This is a genomic window from Rhizobium oryziradicis, assembly GCF_001939045.1.
GTDB lineage: Bacteria > Pseudomonadota > Alphaproteobacteria > Rhizobiales > Rhizobiaceae > Allorhizobium > Allorhizobium oryziradicis.
Genome location: NZ_MKIM01000031.1, coordinates 277,701 through 291,609, shown reverse-complemented (window position 1 = coordinate 291,609; position 13,909 = coordinate 277,701). Strand labels below are relative to the sequence as shown.

General features: G+C 57.2%; 16 protein-coding genes. 7 read left to right on the top strand and 9 right to left on the bottom strand.

Annotated elements, in window-relative coordinates:
* Window positions 1-233: 233 nt before the first annotated feature.
* The 4 genes from BJF95_RS21300 to sdhC are packed head-to-tail and all read right to left on the bottom strand — an operon-like array spanning window position 234 to window position 3,676.
* On the bottom strand, window positions 234-1,013 hold the full coding sequence (locus BJF95_RS21300; RefSeq protein ID WP_075641484.1) for a succinate dehydrogenase iron-sulfur subunit: 780 nt from the start codon (window positions 1,011-1,013) through the stop codon (window positions 234-236).
* 15 nt (window positions 1,014-1,028) lie between these two features.
* Complete coding sequence (gene sdhA / locus BJF95_RS21295) at window positions 1,029-2,885, bottom strand: succinate dehydrogenase flavoprotein subunit (RefSeq protein WP_075641483.1); 1,857 nt, start codon at window positions 2,883-2,885, stop codon at window positions 1,029-1,031.
* A 6-nt stretch (window positions 2,886-2,891) separates the two neighbouring features.
* Complete coding sequence (gene sdhD / locus BJF95_RS21290; protein ID WP_075641482.1) at window positions 2,892-3,272, bottom strand: succinate dehydrogenase, hydrophobic membrane anchor protein; 381 nt, start codon at window positions 3,270-3,272, stop codon at window positions 2,892-2,894.
* An 11-nt stretch (window positions 3,273-3,283) separates the two neighbouring features.
* Window positions 3,284-3,676, bottom strand: coding sequence for a succinate dehydrogenase, cytochrome b556 subunit (sdhC, locus tag BJF95_RS21285; protein ID WP_075641481.1), 393 nt, complete (start codon window positions 3,674-3,676; stop codon window positions 3,284-3,286).
* 305 nt (window positions 3,677-3,981) lie between these two features.
* Here sdhC and BJF95_RS21280 point away from each other — a divergent pair, with 305 nt between their 5' ends.
* Window positions 3,982-4,323 (top strand): hypothetical protein, encoded by a 342-nt coding sequence (locus BJF95_RS21280; RefSeq protein ID WP_139317588.1) that lies wholly within the window; start codon window positions 3,982-3,984, stop codon window positions 4,321-4,323.
* On the opposite strand, the gene BJF95_RS21275 is transcribed toward BJF95_RS21280, so the two are convergent.
* From BJF95_RS21275 to tsaD, 5 genes are read right to left on the bottom strand one after another with little or no spacing between them, the layout of a single operon-like run.
* Window positions 4,318-4,962, bottom strand: a complete 645-nt coding sequence (locus tag BJF95_RS21275) for a class I SAM-dependent methyltransferase (RefSeq protein ID WP_075641479.1) — start codon at window positions 4,960-4,962, stop codon at window positions 4,318-4,320. The genes BJF95_RS21280 and BJF95_RS21275 overlap by 6 nt on opposite strands.
* 8 nt (window positions 4,963-4,970) lie before the next feature.
* The gene (locus BJF95_RS21270; RefSeq protein WP_075641478.1) at window positions 4,971-5,399 is read right to left on the bottom strand and encodes an EVE domain-containing protein; all 429 of its coding nucleotides are present in this window, start codon (window positions 5,397-5,399) and stop codon (window positions 4,971-4,973) included.
* An 8-nt stretch (window positions 5,400-5,407) separates the two neighbouring features.
* Complete coding sequence (locus tag BJF95_RS21265) at window positions 5,408-5,701, bottom strand: YciI-like protein (RefSeq protein WP_075641477.1); 294 nt, start codon at window positions 5,699-5,701, stop codon at window positions 5,408-5,410.
* A gap of 33 nt (window positions 5,702-5,734) precedes the next feature.
* A complete protein-coding gene (locus BJF95_RS21260) occupies window positions 5,735-6,727 on the bottom strand; it encodes an NAD(P)H-dependent glycerol-3-phosphate dehydrogenase (protein WP_075641476.1) in 993 nt (330 codons plus the stop codon).
* Window positions 6,724-7,821: a tRNA (adenosine(37)-N6)-threonylcarbamoyltransferase complex transferase subunit TsaD gene (tsaD, locus tag BJF95_RS21255; RefSeq protein WP_075641632.1), complete on the bottom strand. Its 1,098-nt coding sequence runs from the start codon at window positions 7,819-7,821 to the stop codon at window positions 6,724-6,726. The genes BJF95_RS21260 and tsaD overlap by 4 nt, the downstream gene beginning before the upstream one ends.
* An 85-nt stretch (window positions 7,822-7,906) precedes the next feature.
* Between tsaD and hemC the strand changes: the two genes are divergently transcribed.
* The 6 genes from hemC (at window position 7,907) to BJF95_RS21225 (ending at window position 13,896) form a co-directional block, all read left to right on the top strand.
* A complete protein-coding gene (gene hemC, locus BJF95_RS21250; protein ID WP_075641475.1) occupies window positions 7,907-8,836 on the top strand; it encodes a hydroxymethylbilane synthase in 930 nt (309 codons plus the stop codon).
* A 3-nt stretch (window positions 8,837-8,839) separates the two neighbouring features.
* Entirely contained in the window at window positions 8,840-9,568 is a 729-nt protein-coding gene (locus BJF95_RS21245; RefSeq protein WP_075641474.1) for a uroporphyrinogen-III synthase, read from the top strand.
* A 94-nt stretch (window positions 9,569-9,662) separates the two neighbouring features.
* Window positions 9,663-11,036 carry a mitofilin family membrane protein gene (locus tag BJF95_RS21240; protein ID WP_075641473.1) on the top strand — a complete coding sequence of 458 codons (1,374 nt, stop codon included), beginning with the start codon at window positions 9,663-9,665 and terminating at the stop codon, window positions 11,034-11,036.
* 11 nt (window positions 11,037-11,047) lie between these two features.
* Window positions 11,048-12,643 (top strand): heme biosynthesis protein HemY, encoded by a 1,596-nt coding sequence (locus BJF95_RS21235; protein WP_075641472.1) that lies wholly within the window; start codon window positions 11,048-11,050, stop codon window positions 12,641-12,643.
* Window positions 12,644-12,653: 10 nt separating this feature from the next.
* On the top strand, window positions 12,654-13,145 hold the full coding sequence (locus BJF95_RS21230; protein ID WP_075641471.1) for a tellurite resistance TerB family protein: 492 nt from the start codon (window positions 12,654-12,656) through the stop codon (window positions 13,143-13,145).
* Window positions 13,135-13,896, top strand: a complete 762-nt coding sequence (locus BJF95_RS21225; protein ID WP_075641470.1) for a glutamine amidotransferase — start codon at window positions 13,135-13,137, stop codon at window positions 13,894-13,896. The genes BJF95_RS21230 and BJF95_RS21225 overlap by 11 nt, the downstream gene beginning before the upstream one ends.
* The last annotated feature ends 13 nt before the right edge of the window (window positions 13,897-13,909 follow it).

Here is a 13,909-nt window from a genome sequence, read left to right as displayed (position 1 = left end):
CTCATACTCCCGGTGGTTTTCTGTATTGAGCATTTGCCTTTAGATATGAGCAAAATAACGTCAATACCAATCATAAATCAAGGCACTATCCCGGCATGAGAAGACCAGATCGTTGACCGCGCCGGATCATTGCCCGTTTCACGATCAAAAAAACGTGCTCTGCCGGGCAAAACAACGCGCTCGGCCAAGCAAAAAAATGTGCCGCCGGGTTGATCCGGCGGCATTGATAATCATTACAGGCGACGCTCAACCATCATTTTCTTGATTTCGCCGATCGCCTTGGCAGGGTTCAACCCCTTCGGACAGGCTTGGGCGCAATTCATGATGGTGTGGCAGCGATACAGACGGAAGGGATCTTCCAGATTGTCCAGACGCTCGCCCTTGGCTTCATCGCGGCTGTCGATCAGCCAGCGATAGGCCTGCAACAGCACGGCTGGTCCGAGGTAACGGTCGCCATTCCACCAATAGCTTGGGCAGGATGTCGAGCAGCAAGCGCACAAAATGCACTCGTACAGACCATCCAGCTTTGTGCGGTCTTCGTGGCTCTGCTTCCATTCCTTGGCAGGAGCCGGAGACACCGTCTTGAGCCAAGGCTCAATCGAACGATGCTGCGCATAGAAATGGCTGAGATCAGGCACCAGATCCTTCACCACCGGCATATGCGGCAGCGGATAGACCTTCACGGTACCATTGACCTCATCCACACCCTTGGTGCAGGCCAGCGTGTTGGTGCCATCGATATTCATGGCACAGGAGCCACAAATGCCCTCGCGACAGGAGCGGCGGAAGGTCAGGGTCGGATCGATCTTGTTCTTGATGTAGAGCAGACCGTCGAGCACCATCGGGCCGCAATCGTCCATATCGACATAATAGGTGTCGATATGCGGATTTTCAGCATCGTCCGGGCTCCAGCGATAGATGCGGTATTCGCGCACATTCTGGGCACCGGCGGGCTTTGGCCAGGTCTTGCCGGGCTTGACCTGAGAATTCTTAGGGAGAGTCAGTTCAACCATGTCGATATCCTCACATCAATATACGCGGGCCTTGGGCTCGATCTTCTTCGGATCGATCCCATCTGCCAGCAGCTCGGTGTGAACCGGACGATAATCCAACTTCACATCACCCGCCTCGTTCACCCATGCCAGCGTGTGCTTGCGCCAGTTGACATCATCACGGCCGCCGAACGGACCATCGACATAATCCTCACGGGCGTGAGAACCGCGGCTTTCCTTGCGGGCTTCCGCGCCGTAAACCGTGGTGATGGCATTGGCCATCAGATTGTGCAGTTCCAGCGTTTCGACCAGGTCGGAGTTCCAGACCAGCGAGCGGTCGGTCACCTTGATATCCGGCATTTCCTTCCAGATTTCGGAGATGCGGCGGCAGCCGCTTTCCAGAGCTTCCTGGGTGCGGAACACGGCAGCATCTTCCTGCATGGCGCGCTGCATCTTGTCACGCAGCACAGCCGTTGGCGTCGAGCCGCTGGAATGACGGATATTGTCGAAGCGTTCCATGATCTTGTTGCAGGCATCAATGTTGAGCGCCGGAATGGGCGATGCACGATCAATGACTTCGGCGGCGCGAATGGCGGCGGCGCGGCCAAACACGACCAAGTCGATCAACGAGTTGGAACCAAGGCGGTTCGCACCGTGCACCGATGCGCAACCGGCTTCGCCCACAGCCATCAGGCCGGGCGCGATACGCTCAGGGTTGTTGGCATCGGCGTTCAGCACTTCACCCCAATAATTGGTCGGAATACCGCCCATATTGTAGTGAACCGTTGGCAGAACCGGGATCGGTTCGCGGGTCACATCAACGCCTGCGAAAATCTTGGCGCTCTCGGAGATGCCAGGCAGACGCTCATGCAAAATTGCGGGATCGAGGTGGTCAAGATGCAGGAAGATATGGTCCTTGTTCTTGCCAACGCCACGGCCTTCGCGGATTTCCAACGTCATGCAGCGCGACACGACGTCACGCGAGGCAAGATCCTTGGCGGACGGCGCATAACGCTCCATGAAGCGCTCGCCTTCCGAGTTGACCAGATAGCCGCCTTCGCCGCGTGCACCTTCCGTGATCAAACAGCCAGCGCCGTAGATACCGGTTGGGTGAAACTGCACAAATTCCATATCCTGAAGCGGCAGGCCAGCGCGGGCAATCATGCCGCCGCCGTCGCCGGTGCAGGTGTGGGCGGACGTTGCAGAGAAGTAAGCGCGGCCATAACCGCCGGTCGCCAGCACCACCATTTTGGCAGAGAAGCGATGGATTGTGCCGTCATCGAGGTTCCAGGCCACAACGCCGGTGCAACGGCCGTCTTCAGCCATGATCAGGTCGAGGGCGAAATATTCGATGAAGAATTCAGCGTTATGCTTCAGCGACTGGCCATAGAGCGTGTGCAAAATGGCGTGGCCGGTGCGGTCGGCAGCGGCACAAGTGCGCTGCACTGGCGGGCCTTCGCCATAATTCTGCATGTGGCCGCCAAACGGGCGCTGATAGATCTTGCCTTCTTCGTTACGCGAGAAGGGAACGCCGTAATGTTCCAGCTCATAAACCGCCTTGGGCGCTTCCATGGCCAGATATTGCATGGCGTCTACGTCGCCGAGCCAGTCAGAGCCCTTGACGGTGTCGTAAAGGTGCCACTGCCAGCAATCTGGCGTCATGTTGGTCAAGGATGCAGCAATGCCGCCCTGGGCCGCAACGGTGTGCGAGCGGGTTGGGAACACCTTGGTGATGCAGGCGGTTTTGAAACCCTGCTCTGCCATACCAAGGGTTGCACGCAGGCCGGCACCACCGGCGCCAACCACAACCACGTCATAGGCGTGGTCAACATAGGTATAGGTGCGGCCGTTGATGGTAGGGCCAGTGTCTTTTGAAGAGTTTGTCGATGCCATGATGAATTATCCTACATACGCGATCTTGAGGATGGCGAAAAGACAGAGCGCACCCGTGGTGATCACGAAAAATGTATTGAGCATCAGGAGTACGATCTTCACAAATTCTTGGTGAATGTAATCCTCGATGATGACCTGCATGCCGAGCTTCATGTGAATGAGACCCGACAACACAACCAGACCCATGATGACCGCGACCACGGGATTGGAGAGCGCAGACACGACATCGGCATAAGGCGCGCCAGCGTGTGTGAGCATGAAGCCGATGAAAAACAGAAGAAGCGGCACATTGGCAACGGCGGTGATCCTTTGGCGCCAGAAATGTTCAGTGCCATCCTTGGCCGAACCGAGGCCGCGAACCTTGCCGAGTGGCGTACGCATATCCATGATAAAACCCCTCAGCGAATGATCAAAGCGATGATCCAGACCAGAATGGTCAGGACAACAGAAGCCACCAGCGTGGCCTTGGCCAATTTGGTGTTGAAGTGCTTTTCATAGCCAAAACCAAGATCCCACATGAAGTGGCGAAGGCCGCCCAGCATGTGGTGAATCAGCGCCCAGCTAAAGCCAAACAGCACGATCCTGCCAATGAAGGTTCCCATGAACCAGGAGACCCAATCATAATAATCGGCACCGACTGAAGCGGCAATCAGCCACCAGGCAACCAGCGCGGTGCCAAAATACAGCGCGCCACCCGTGATGCGATGCACAATCGACATCATCATGGTTGGAATCGGCTTGTAAATTTGCAGATGCGGCGACAAAGGCCGTTGTTTTGTCACGTTCGCCATCTCGTCCTCACGGCGTTCAATTGCATTCCATCCTTGGAATGAAGGGATATAGGGCGCTCCTTCATGGAGTGCAGTGCGTCAAATTGGACCTTTAATCCTCCGATTGATCAAGGACAAGGCGCTTTTGAACACGTCTTTCAATTTAATCGATTGACAGAGCCAGACCCTGACGAACCACTGATGCGCTGCAAAGTAAAGGGAATTCCTTAAGAAACGGCTTCGCGTGACCCCGTCCCCTTGATTCTGCGAAAAAACAAAGTAACCTTTTGTTAATCATATTATCGTTTTGGGTCGGAGTTCCTTTTTTGCCATATCTGCGCTCTTTGATCCGCATAAAACGCCCAGCTTGCGCAATAGCGGGATGTTTGGGGCTGATTCTGTCAAGCTCAGCCCAGGCAGAAGGCCTGAACGACCGCATCTACCCCATTCAGCAGACTGTGAGCAGTTCGCTGATCACCATCAAGACGGCAGCAGGAAGCTATGTGTTTGGCGCTTCAGCCTGGCACAGCGGACCAAGACAGGTAAAAACAAATGAGCTGGCGCCAAAAGCAAAAATCATTGATGTGAAGGCTGCACTGAAAAAACCGGCCTGCACCTATCAAAATAACGTGTGCGTCCTGCGCCTTCCTACGGACGATTCGCTATAGAAACCGCCAGACGGTGGTTTTCTTCACTTCGCTATCTTCCAGCACGCGCGTCACCGGCACCTGATAAACGCCCAAAGACGTCATCCGGCTTTGAGGGCAATAGCTGCGCCCTGGATCGCCAACGATAACGCTGATGCCACCCGCAGTCAGACCAGAAAACCACGGCACAAGGAAATCGGCAAAGCTTTTGTCGTAAAACACATCGCCCGCCAGCAAGACATCAGCCTCCAGCGCTTGGCCTACGATGTTTTCGCGCGAAAAGCCAATTTCAACGCCGTTTTCACGCGCGTTCAAGCGCAACGCCGCCTCGACAAAGGGATCGATATCGACCGCCAGCACATGGGAAGCTCCGGCTTTTACGGCTGCAATTGCCACTAAGCCGGAGCCGGTGGCAAAATCCACCACCCGTTTGCCCGCGACCAGATCGGGATAATCGAGAATATGCCGCGCAAGTCCTTGACCACCGGCCCAGGCAAAGGCCCAGAACGGCGGCGGCAGACCGATCTCCGCCAGATCTTCCTCGGTCTTTTGCCACAAATCATGCACTTCGCTGGCCAGATGCAGGCGAAGCTCGGGCACATGCGGCGGTGCCATGATCTCGGTGTTGTCGAGAATGAAGCGCTCGGGATCGATCTTCACGGCAAAGCTCAGCGCGGCGGATTATCAAGCCCGCCCATGCGGCAAACTTCAAGATATTCCTCTTCCGTCACCGGCTGCACCGAGAGCCGCATGGAGGTGACCAGCGCCATCTGCTGCAAGCCGGGATGCGCTTTTACATCTTTCAGCGTCACCGGCTTTGGCACATCGCACACGGCACGAATATCGACGCATTCCCAGCGCGGATCATCGGTTGTGGTGTCGGGGTGAGCCAGCGCGCAAACCTCGGCAATGCCCACCACTTCCAAGCCCTCGTTGGAATGGTAGAAAAAGCCCTTATCGCCAATTTTCATTGCCCGCATATTGTTGCGGGCCAGATAATTGCGCACCCCATCCCATTGCTCGCCCTCGGCCCCTTTGGCCTTGAGCATCTCCCACGAGAATTTGAAGGGTTCGGATTTAAACAGCCAGAAAGCCATGATGCACCTTATGCCTCAGGGTTATTAAAAACCCAATTGTAGGGCTTGATCTCTACACTTTCGAACAGACCGGCCTTGGCATAGGGGTCTTGTGCTGCAATGGTTTTTGCCGAATCCAGATCATCGGCCTTGATCAGCAGCATCGAGCCGCAGGGCTTACCAGCAACATCGAGAAACGGGCCGCCGATTTTCAAAACACCTGCGGCGTTCAGACCGTTGAGCCATTCCACATGCGGCGGGCGGGTTTCCATGCGAAGATCAAGATGGTTGGGTTTATCAGTGCAAATCACAGCAAACAGCATGGCAAGTCTCCTTCAGGGATTATTCGGCAGAGATTATTCAGTGGTGATCGGGCGGGTCATAAGTGCATCCACGGCACGGTCAATATCAAGCGAACCTTCAATAATCGAGGCCACGGCCTCGGTAATCGGCATGGACAGTTCGTGTCCTTCGGCCAGACGGGCCGAAACAGCGGCGGCAAAGGCGCCTTCCACCAGATAGCCGCTTGCCGCCTCACCATGGGCCAGCGCAATACCATAGCGCAGATTGCGCGATTGGTGGCTGGTGGCGGTCAACACCAGATCGCCAAGGCCAGAGAGGCCGCGCACCGTATCGGCCTTGCCGCCCATGGCACTGACCAGACGCGACATTTCGGCCAGCCCACGGGAAATCAAGGCAGCGCGGGCCGATTCGCCAAGGCCACGGCCTTCAACAATGCCGCAGGCAATCGCCAGCACATTTTTCAACGCACCCCCGAGCTGCACACCAATGCGATCATCGGAGGCATAAAGCCGAAACGTCGGAGTAGACAGAGCACGGGCCAGCACTTCGGCCTGCTCTAACGTGCTTGCCGCCAGCGCCATGGCAGTGGGCAGACCACGGGCAATGTCCATGGCAAAGCCCGGCCCCGACAGCACGGCAATCGGGTGATAGGGCAGTTTTTCTTCCAAAATATCGCTCAACAGGCGCGTTTTTTGCCGATCAATGCCCTTGGCGCAGGTGACAACCATGGCATCCGTTTGAAGATAAGGGCCATAAGTTGCGGCGGCATCGGCCTGCGCCTGCGATGGCATGGCAAACAACACAATATCGGCATCCGAGACAGCATCTGGCTCGGCAGAAAACGCCAGCCCATCGGGCAAATAGACCCCGGGCAAGGCAGCGTCGTGCAGATGGTCGGCCTGCAAATCGGCAATCAGGGCCGGATCGCGGCCAATCAGCGTGACTTTTGCGCGCCCTTCCAGCGCCATCACGGTTGCCAAAGCCGTGCCAAAGGCACCAGAGCCGATCACGGCAATATGATGTTGCCCGTTTCCTGCGTTGCTCATGCCTTTACTCCGCGTTTGCCAGAGCCAAGCATGGCTTGGGCATTGCTGTCCAGCGGCCAGCGCGAGCGCGGCGCAACAGTGAGATCATCGGCAGGCAGGCCCAGCGCCATGCGCTCAAGGCCAGCCCAGGCAATCATCGCGGCATTATCGGTGCACAAATGATGAGGGGGTGCCACAAAGCGAAAACCATGCTTGTCGCACAGGCTTTGCAAAGCGCCTCGCAAAGCCCGATTGGCGGCCACACCACCGGCAACAATCAAGGCGGGTTGTTCAACGGGATTTGGAAACTCAGCATTAAACCGCTCCAGCCCGCGACCAATGCGGTCATCCATGGTGCGGGCAATGGCGCGCTGGAAGGATGCGCAGATATCGGCGATATCCTGATCGCTCACCGGCGCTGCCGCTTCTGCTGCCTGGCGCACGGCGGTTTTCAAACCGGAGAAGGAAAAATCCAATCGCGCCTCGCCGACCAATGGACGCGGAAAATTGAAGCGCTTTTCATCGCCATTCAAGGCGGCTTTTTCCACCGCCGGGCCACCGGGATAAGGAAGGCCCAAAAGCTTGGCCGTTTTATCAAAGGCCTCGCCCAGCGCATCATCAATGGTCGTGCCCCAGCGCTGATAATCATTCACACCACGCACCAGCACCAATTGGGTATGGCCACCAGACACCAAAAGCATCAGGTAGGGAAATTGAATACCATCGGTGAGCCTTGCTGTCAGCGCATGGCCCTCCAGATGATTGATGGCGTAGAGTGGCTTGTTGGCGGCTTTGGCAATGGCCTTTGCCGTCATCAGCCCCACCAGCAAGCCGCCAATCAGGCCGGGGCCAGAGGTGGCGGCAATGGCATCAACGTCATTGAGCGTCATGCCTGCCTTTAGCAGCGCTTCTTCAATCAACACATCCAGCGCCTCGACATGGGCGCGGGCCGCAATTTCGGGCACCACGCCGCCATAGGCGCTGTGCTCGTCAAGCTGGCTCAAAACCACATCGGAGATGATTTCGCCGCGACCATCGCTATGACGCACAACAACGGAGGCTGCGGTTTCATCGCAACTGGTTTCAATACCGAGAATTTTCAGAGAATCTGCCATGGACTGTAAGTTGCGTCGATTTGGTTGATTGCGATAGAAGCGAAACATGGGTACGAGACCCTCCGGTAACAATGGATGACCTTGGATGCAAACGAAACCTTTCCGTATCGGCACACGCGGCAGCCCTTTGGCGCTTGCGCAAGCCCATGAAACTCGCGACCGGCTGGTGGCAGCCCATGGCCTTGATGCGGAAATGTTCGAAATTGTCGTACTCTCCACCACCGGCGACCGTATTACCGATCGCGCCTTGGCCGAGATTGGCGGCAAGGGTCTTTTCACGCTGGAGCTGGAGCAACAGCTGACCACCGGCGAGCTGGATTTTGCCGTGCATTCTTCCAAGGACATGCCGACTGCCCTGCCCGATGGTTTGGAAATTGCCGCCTATCTGCCGCGTGAAGACATGCGCGATGCCTTTATTGGCCGCACAGCCCCAAAATTGATGGAGATGCCTGATAAAGCCGTGATTGGCTCTGCCTCGCTCAGGCGTCAGGCGCTGATCCGACGCTTGCGCCCTGATATTTCGGTCATCACCTATCGCGGCGCGGTGGAGAGCAGATTGCGAAAGCTGGCCGAGGGGCAGGTTGATGCCACGCTTTTGGCCGTTGCCGGTTTGAAGCGGCTGGATAAAGAAAATGTGATCACGGAATATCTCGATATCGAGCGCTTTCCACCAGCGCCGGCGCAAGGGGCTATCTGTATTGAGGCCCGCATTGGTGATCGCCGCGTGCAGGATCTGCTGGAACCGCTCAACCATCGCCCGACTTTTGACGCGGTTTCATGCGAGCGTGCCTTTCTGGCAGCACTTGATGGCTCCTGTCGCACGCCGATTGCCGGTTTTGCGCTTTCCGATGGCGAAAACATTCGCCTCACGGGCACAATCTTGACCCCAGATGGGCAGGTTTCCCATTCGGTCGAGGCAGAAGGACGTTGCGACGACGGCTTCAAACTGGGCTGGGATGCAGGCGAAAAGGTTCGCGCCAAGGCCGGACCGGGCTTTTTTGAGGGATGGACGTAACACATGCGTGTTTTGGTGACGCGAGCAGAGAGGGCGGGGCAAAAAACGGCCAAACGCCTTCTTCGCTCGGGTTTCGAGGCCGCCATGCTGCCGCTTGCCAAACCTGTTTATGCGCCAGATCATGCGCTCACAGCCCTTCAGCAACCCCATTCGGCCCTGATTGTGACCAGCACTGAAGCCATCGCGACGCTGGCCGCGATAAAAGACACTTTGCACCATCACTTTTCCACGCCCCTCTTTGCTGTGGGATCGACGACGGCAAAAGCGGCGAAAGCACTGGGCTTCCAACAGGTGCGCACCGCAGACGGCGATGGTGCGGCGCTGGCAGACCTGCTGCATGTCCAGTCTCAGGCCCAGCATCAGGCGGATGAAGCACCTCTTCTCTATCTGGCCGGGTATCCGCGTGCCAAAGCATTGGAGCGCGCGCTGGACACATACGGCATGGCCTATCGCGTTTGCGAGGCCTATCGCATGGAAACCATTGCCTACCAAGAGCGCGACATTGCCCAACACCTTGACGATAAGCCGATTGACGCGGTGCTGCTTTATTCGGCTGAGACCGCAAAGCGGTTTTGCGCCCTGCCTTTTAACGCAAAAAACATGGAACTTTTTGCCTCGGCACGCTTTTTATGTTTGAGCCAAAACGTTGCGGACCCCGTGTCGCCTCCCTTCAACACCAGGCTTTTTGTCGCCCTAGACCCAAACGAGGAAAGCTTGCTCTCTTTGCTTTGAGCCAAAGGTATATCGGCAAAATCACGCTTCCCCCTTTCCTTCCGGCTCATCCCTGACTAACTTCAACCCAATAGAGATTGAAAGCGAGGTTGCCATGGTTTCGGGAAAACCCCCACGCCGTTCGAAAACGACCGAAGAACCGGTTATCATCGACCTGAAGGCAACGGAGATTGCGCCGGAAAAGCCGCCTGAAGAACCGGCGACCTCCCCGGAACCGACCACGGAACCGAGCAAGCAATCGAGCAAGGAACCCGCAGTCGAAGCAACTGCGCCGCCACCGGAGCCACAAAAGGTGGATGCCGAAATAGCGGCCACGCCAGCATCGCACACCCCCGAGCCCGAGACACCGGCCGAAAATCACGCCTTCGAGGACGCATCAAAATCTGAGCCAGAGAGTGAGGCAAAAGCTGCTGCTGAGGCGCAAAATCCTGAGGCAGAAGACGGCACGGAAAAAAGCAATAGCACCTCCGCCTTTGCCGCCCATGCGCCAAGGCCTGAGGAAGAGCAAGCGGCACCAGTCGCCCCCTCCTCCAGCAACACATCCAGCCTGCTGGCCGCAGGCATTGCCGGGGGCTTGATTGCGCTGCTTGCCGCTGGCAGCATTCAATATGCTGGCCTTTTGCCTGCTATGGGATCTGGCAACAGTGACAAGGTCGCAGCCCTGAGCGCAGAGGTGGAAAGCCTGAAACAGATGGTGGCCAAGGGGCAGCCTGCCGCCGATACATCGGCTTTGGAAGCTCGCCTTGCCCAGCTTGAAAGTGCCAAGCAAAACCCTGCCGAGAGCGTTGATCCCACCACCATAACGGAGCTTCAGACCAAGCTTGCCAGCACGGAACAAACCATTGATCAGCTGAAATCGGATGTCACAGGTCGCATTCAAAGCCTGACCAGTGGCCAGAGCGATCTCTCCGACAAGCTCACCGCCATTCAGACCAAGCTGGATAGGCCCCGCGACGATATTGAAGTGGCCCGCGCCATTGCCGCATCGGCCCTCAAAACCGCAGCAGACCGCGGCGGGCCGTTCCTGGCCGAATTGCGCACGCTCGGCAGCATTGTGCCGGAAGACCCCGCCGTCAAAGCCCTTGAGCCCTATGCCACAACCGGCACGGCATCACGCGCCGAGCTGTTGCAGCGCTTTGGCCCGGTGGCTGACAGCATTTTATCGGCTATCAACCAACCGGCTGAAAGCGCCAATATTGGTGAGCGGCTGATGGCCAGCGCCATGTCGATCATCAAGGTGCGCCCGGTGGGCAATGTTGCAGGTGATAGCCCATCGGCCATTGTTGCGCGCATTGAAGACAAGATCCGCAATGGCGACCTCAAGGGAGCGGCAGCCGAGTGGGAAACCCTGCCGGAAGCGGGCCGGAACGTTTCTGCCTCTTTCAAAAAAGCCCTTGATGCCAGCATTGCTGTGGAAGCTCAGGTATCCGACGCGCTGGCGCGTTCGGTTGCCGGGCGGCAAGGCTGAGGAGAAACAATATGATCCGTGTTATTGTCTATGTTCTTCTGATCCTCGCCCTTGGCTTTGGTTTTTCGTGGCTGGCTGATCGGCCCGGTGAATTGCAGATCGTCTGGCAGGGCCAGTTGATCGAAATGAGCCTCACGGCTGCCGCTACCATGATTGTGGCGCTTGTTGCCGTGGTGATGATCGGCTGGTGGCTGATACGCACCATCTGGACCTCTCCACACTCTGTTCGCCGCTATTTCCGCGCCCGCAAGCGCGATCGTGGCTATCAAGCGCTCTCAACTGGCCTGATTGCCGCAGGTGCAGGCAATGCGCAATTGGCCCATCGGATGAGTTCGCGCGCACGCGGGCTGATCCGTGCCGATCAAGAGCCCTTGATCATGATGCTGGAAGCGCAAACCGCGATGATTGAGGGCAAGCACGACCATGCCCGCCGCATCTATGAGCAAATGGTTGCTGATCCCGAAACCCGCGAGCTTGGCCTGCGTGGTCTCTATCTCGAGGCAACCCGGCTGGGTGCCCATGAGGCCGCACGGCAATATGCCGAAAAAGCCGCAGAAGAAGCGCCGTATCTGCCGTGGGCGGCCACCGCAACGTTGGAACACCGCTGTCAGACCAGCAATTGGGACGAAGCCATTTTGCTGCTCGACCGCCAGCGCGTGGCAGGCGTCAGCAGCCGCAGCGAGGCCGATCGTATGAAGGCCGTCTTGCTCACCGCCAAAGCAATGGATCTTCTGGACGGAGACCCGGCTCTTGCCCGCGACAATGCCATGAACGCCTTGAAGCTCGCCAAGGATCTGGTGCCAGCCGCAACAACTGCCGCCCGCGCCCTGCTGCGCGAAGACAATTTGCGCAAAGCCGGTTCTGTGCTGGAAAGCGCATGGAAGCTTGAACCGCACCCCGACATTGCAAGGGTCTATGTGCGCGCCCGTAGCGGCGATGGGGCCATGGACAGGCTGAAACGGGCCGAACGGCTTGAACATCTCAAACCCAACAATGTCGAATCCCTGATGATTGTTGCCGAAATGGCGTTGGAAGCGCATGATTTCATCAAGGCACGCGCCAAAGCCGAAGCCGCAGCCCGCATGCGGGCCTGCGAGCGGGTATTTTTGCTGCTGGCGGACATTGAAGATGCTGAAACCGGCGATCAGGCCCGCATTCGCTACTGGATGGCGCAAGCTCTGAAAGCACCGCGCGATCCGGCTTGGGTGGCCGAGGGTCAGGTTTCGGAAAAATGGCTGCCCTATTCTCCGATCAGCGGCAAGCTTGATGCGTTTGAGTGGAAAGTGCCCTACGCGCAAGTGTCAGGATCAATAGAAGACGGGACCGTGGTGAGTGGTGCCTCAGCGCTTGCCGAACTTCCGGCACTCGCGAAATCGGATCAGGTCAAGCCAGATCAGGTTAAATCGCAACCTGTTGCCGAACAAACGGCGGAGAGGCAGGAGAGCGTGAAAGTTGTCACGCCCAAGCCGCTGCCAACCACACCCAAAAACGCAAACGGGTCCAAAGATGCAGCCCCCGAGCCGTTCTTTGGCCGACCGCCGGATGATCCCGGCGTGCGCAAGCCCGGCAATACTGCCGACGAAAAAGCCCGACTGAATATCTTGTGAAGGACATACTATGCTGGAAAGGCTGAATGCCTTTATTCAAACGCTTGTGAACACACCGCAAAGCGGCGAGTTCGCAATGGACGACACCCGCGTGCTGATTGTGGCGCTTTGCTTTCAGGTGATGGAAGCGGACGGCACCATCAGCGAGGCAGAACGCAAGGTTTTGCGCAAAAGTGTCAAAGATCATTACCCGCTGGATAATAGCAAGCTGGAGGCTCTTCTGGCAGCGGGAAAGCGGGCGGAAAATGAAGCGGTCGATTTTTATCATTTCACATCCGAGTTGAAGCGGCGACTGGATAGTGACCAGCGGCTTGAGCTGGTGGGTGTGCTGTGGGACATTGTCTATGCTGATGGCGTGCGCAATGAGATGGAAGACCACATCTTGTGGCGCATTGCCGATCTGCTCGCCGTATCGGATCGCGACCGCATCATTTCTCGGCAAAATGCAGCGGCACGCGCGGGTCAATCTGGCGATATAGCCGGAGATAGTGATGCCCCCTGATCCCGTTGGGCGGCTGTCAGGAAGACGGCCTGTTCTGATCGTTCTGCATCAGGAGCGTTCCAGTGCGGGCCGTGTTGGGCAAATGCTGCTTGAAAAAGGATTTCCGCTCGACATTCGCCGCCCGGCCCTTGGCGATCGCCTGCCCGAAACCCTGGATGACCACAGCGGTGTTGTGGTGTTTGGCGGGCCGATGAGCGCCAATGATCCCGAACATTTCGTCCAGCACGAGATCGACTGGATTTCCGTTCCGCTCAAGGAAAACCGCCCCTATCTCGGCATCTGCCTTGGTGCTCAAATGCTGGTGCGCCACTTGGGCGGCCGGGTGCAACCCCATACGAAAGAGCTGGTGGAAATTGGCTGGTATCCGATTGAGCCGACCCATCACGGCAGGCTGTTGATGAAATGGCCGAAAATGGTCTACCAATTTCATCGCGAGGGTTTTGATCTACCGCACGGCGCAACCTTGCTGGCCACATCCGACACCTACCCCAATCAAGCCATCCGCTATGGCGAGAAGGCATTCGGCGTGCAGTTTCATGCCGAATTGACCCGCGCCATGATGCAGCGCTGGGTGGTGCATGGGGCCTCACGCTTTACCATGCCCAACGCGCAAAAAGGCCGGGACCATCTGGAAGGCCGCATGTTGTTTGATGCACCGTTGAAAGCGTGGTTATCCGACTTCCTCGATCTTGTTTTCAAGGATGAGGTGTTACAGCATCGAACCGAAAAGTGGGAACCGGTTTTCGGATAAATCAGATGCATAA

Coding starts and splice junctions, on each gene's coding strand:
- BJF95_RS21245 (WP_075641474.1), top strand. CDS start 8,840: ATGCGTGTTTTGGTGACGCGAGCAGAGAGGGCGGGGCAAAAAACGGCC.
- BJF95_RS21240 (WP_075641473.1), top strand. CDS start 9,663: ATGGTTTCGGGAAAACCCCCACGCCGTTCGAAAACGACCGAAGAACCG.
- BJF95_RS21270 (WP_075641478.1), bottom strand. CDS start 5,399: ATGGCTTTCTGGCTGTTTAAATCCGAACCCTTCAAATTCTCGTGGGAG.
- tsaD (WP_075641632.1), bottom strand. CDS start 7,821: ATGGCAGATTCTCTGAAAATTCTCGGTATTGAAACCAGTTGCGATGAA.
- sdhD (WP_075641482.1), bottom strand. CDS start 3,272: ATGGATATGCGTACGCCACTCGGCAAGGTTCGCGGCCTCGGTTCGGCC.
- BJF95_RS21265 (WP_075641477.1), bottom strand. CDS start 5,701: ATGCTGTTTGCTGTGATTTGCACTGATAAACCCAACCATCTTGATCTT.
- BJF95_RS21260 (WP_075641476.1), bottom strand. CDS start 6,727: ATGAGCAACGCAGGAAACGGGCAACATCATATTGCCGTGATCGGCTCT.
- BJF95_RS21225 (WP_075641470.1), top strand. CDS start 13,135: ATGCCCCCTGATCCCGTTGGGCGGCTGTCAGGAAGACGGCCTGTTCTG.
- sdhA (WP_075641483.1), bottom strand. CDS start 2,885: ATGGCATCGACAAACTCTTCAAAAGACACTGGCCCTACCATCAACGGC.
- BJF95_RS21230 (WP_075641471.1), top strand. CDS start 12,654: ATGCTGGAAAGGCTGAATGCCTTTATTCAAACGCTTGTGAACACACCG.
- sdhC (WP_075641481.1), bottom strand. CDS start 3,676: ATGGCGAACGTGACAAAACAACGGCCTTTGTCGCCGCATCTGCAAATT.
- BJF95_RS21300 (WP_075641484.1), bottom strand. CDS start 1,013: ATGGTTGAACTGACTCTCCCTAAGAATTCTCAGGTCAAGCCCGGCAAG.
- BJF95_RS21235 (WP_075641472.1), top strand. CDS start 11,048: ATGATCCGTGTTATTGTCTATGTTCTTCTGATCCTCGCCCTTGGCTTT.
- hemC (WP_075641475.1), top strand. CDS start 7,907: ATGCAAACGAAACCTTTCCGTATCGGCACACGCGGCAGCCCTTTGGCG.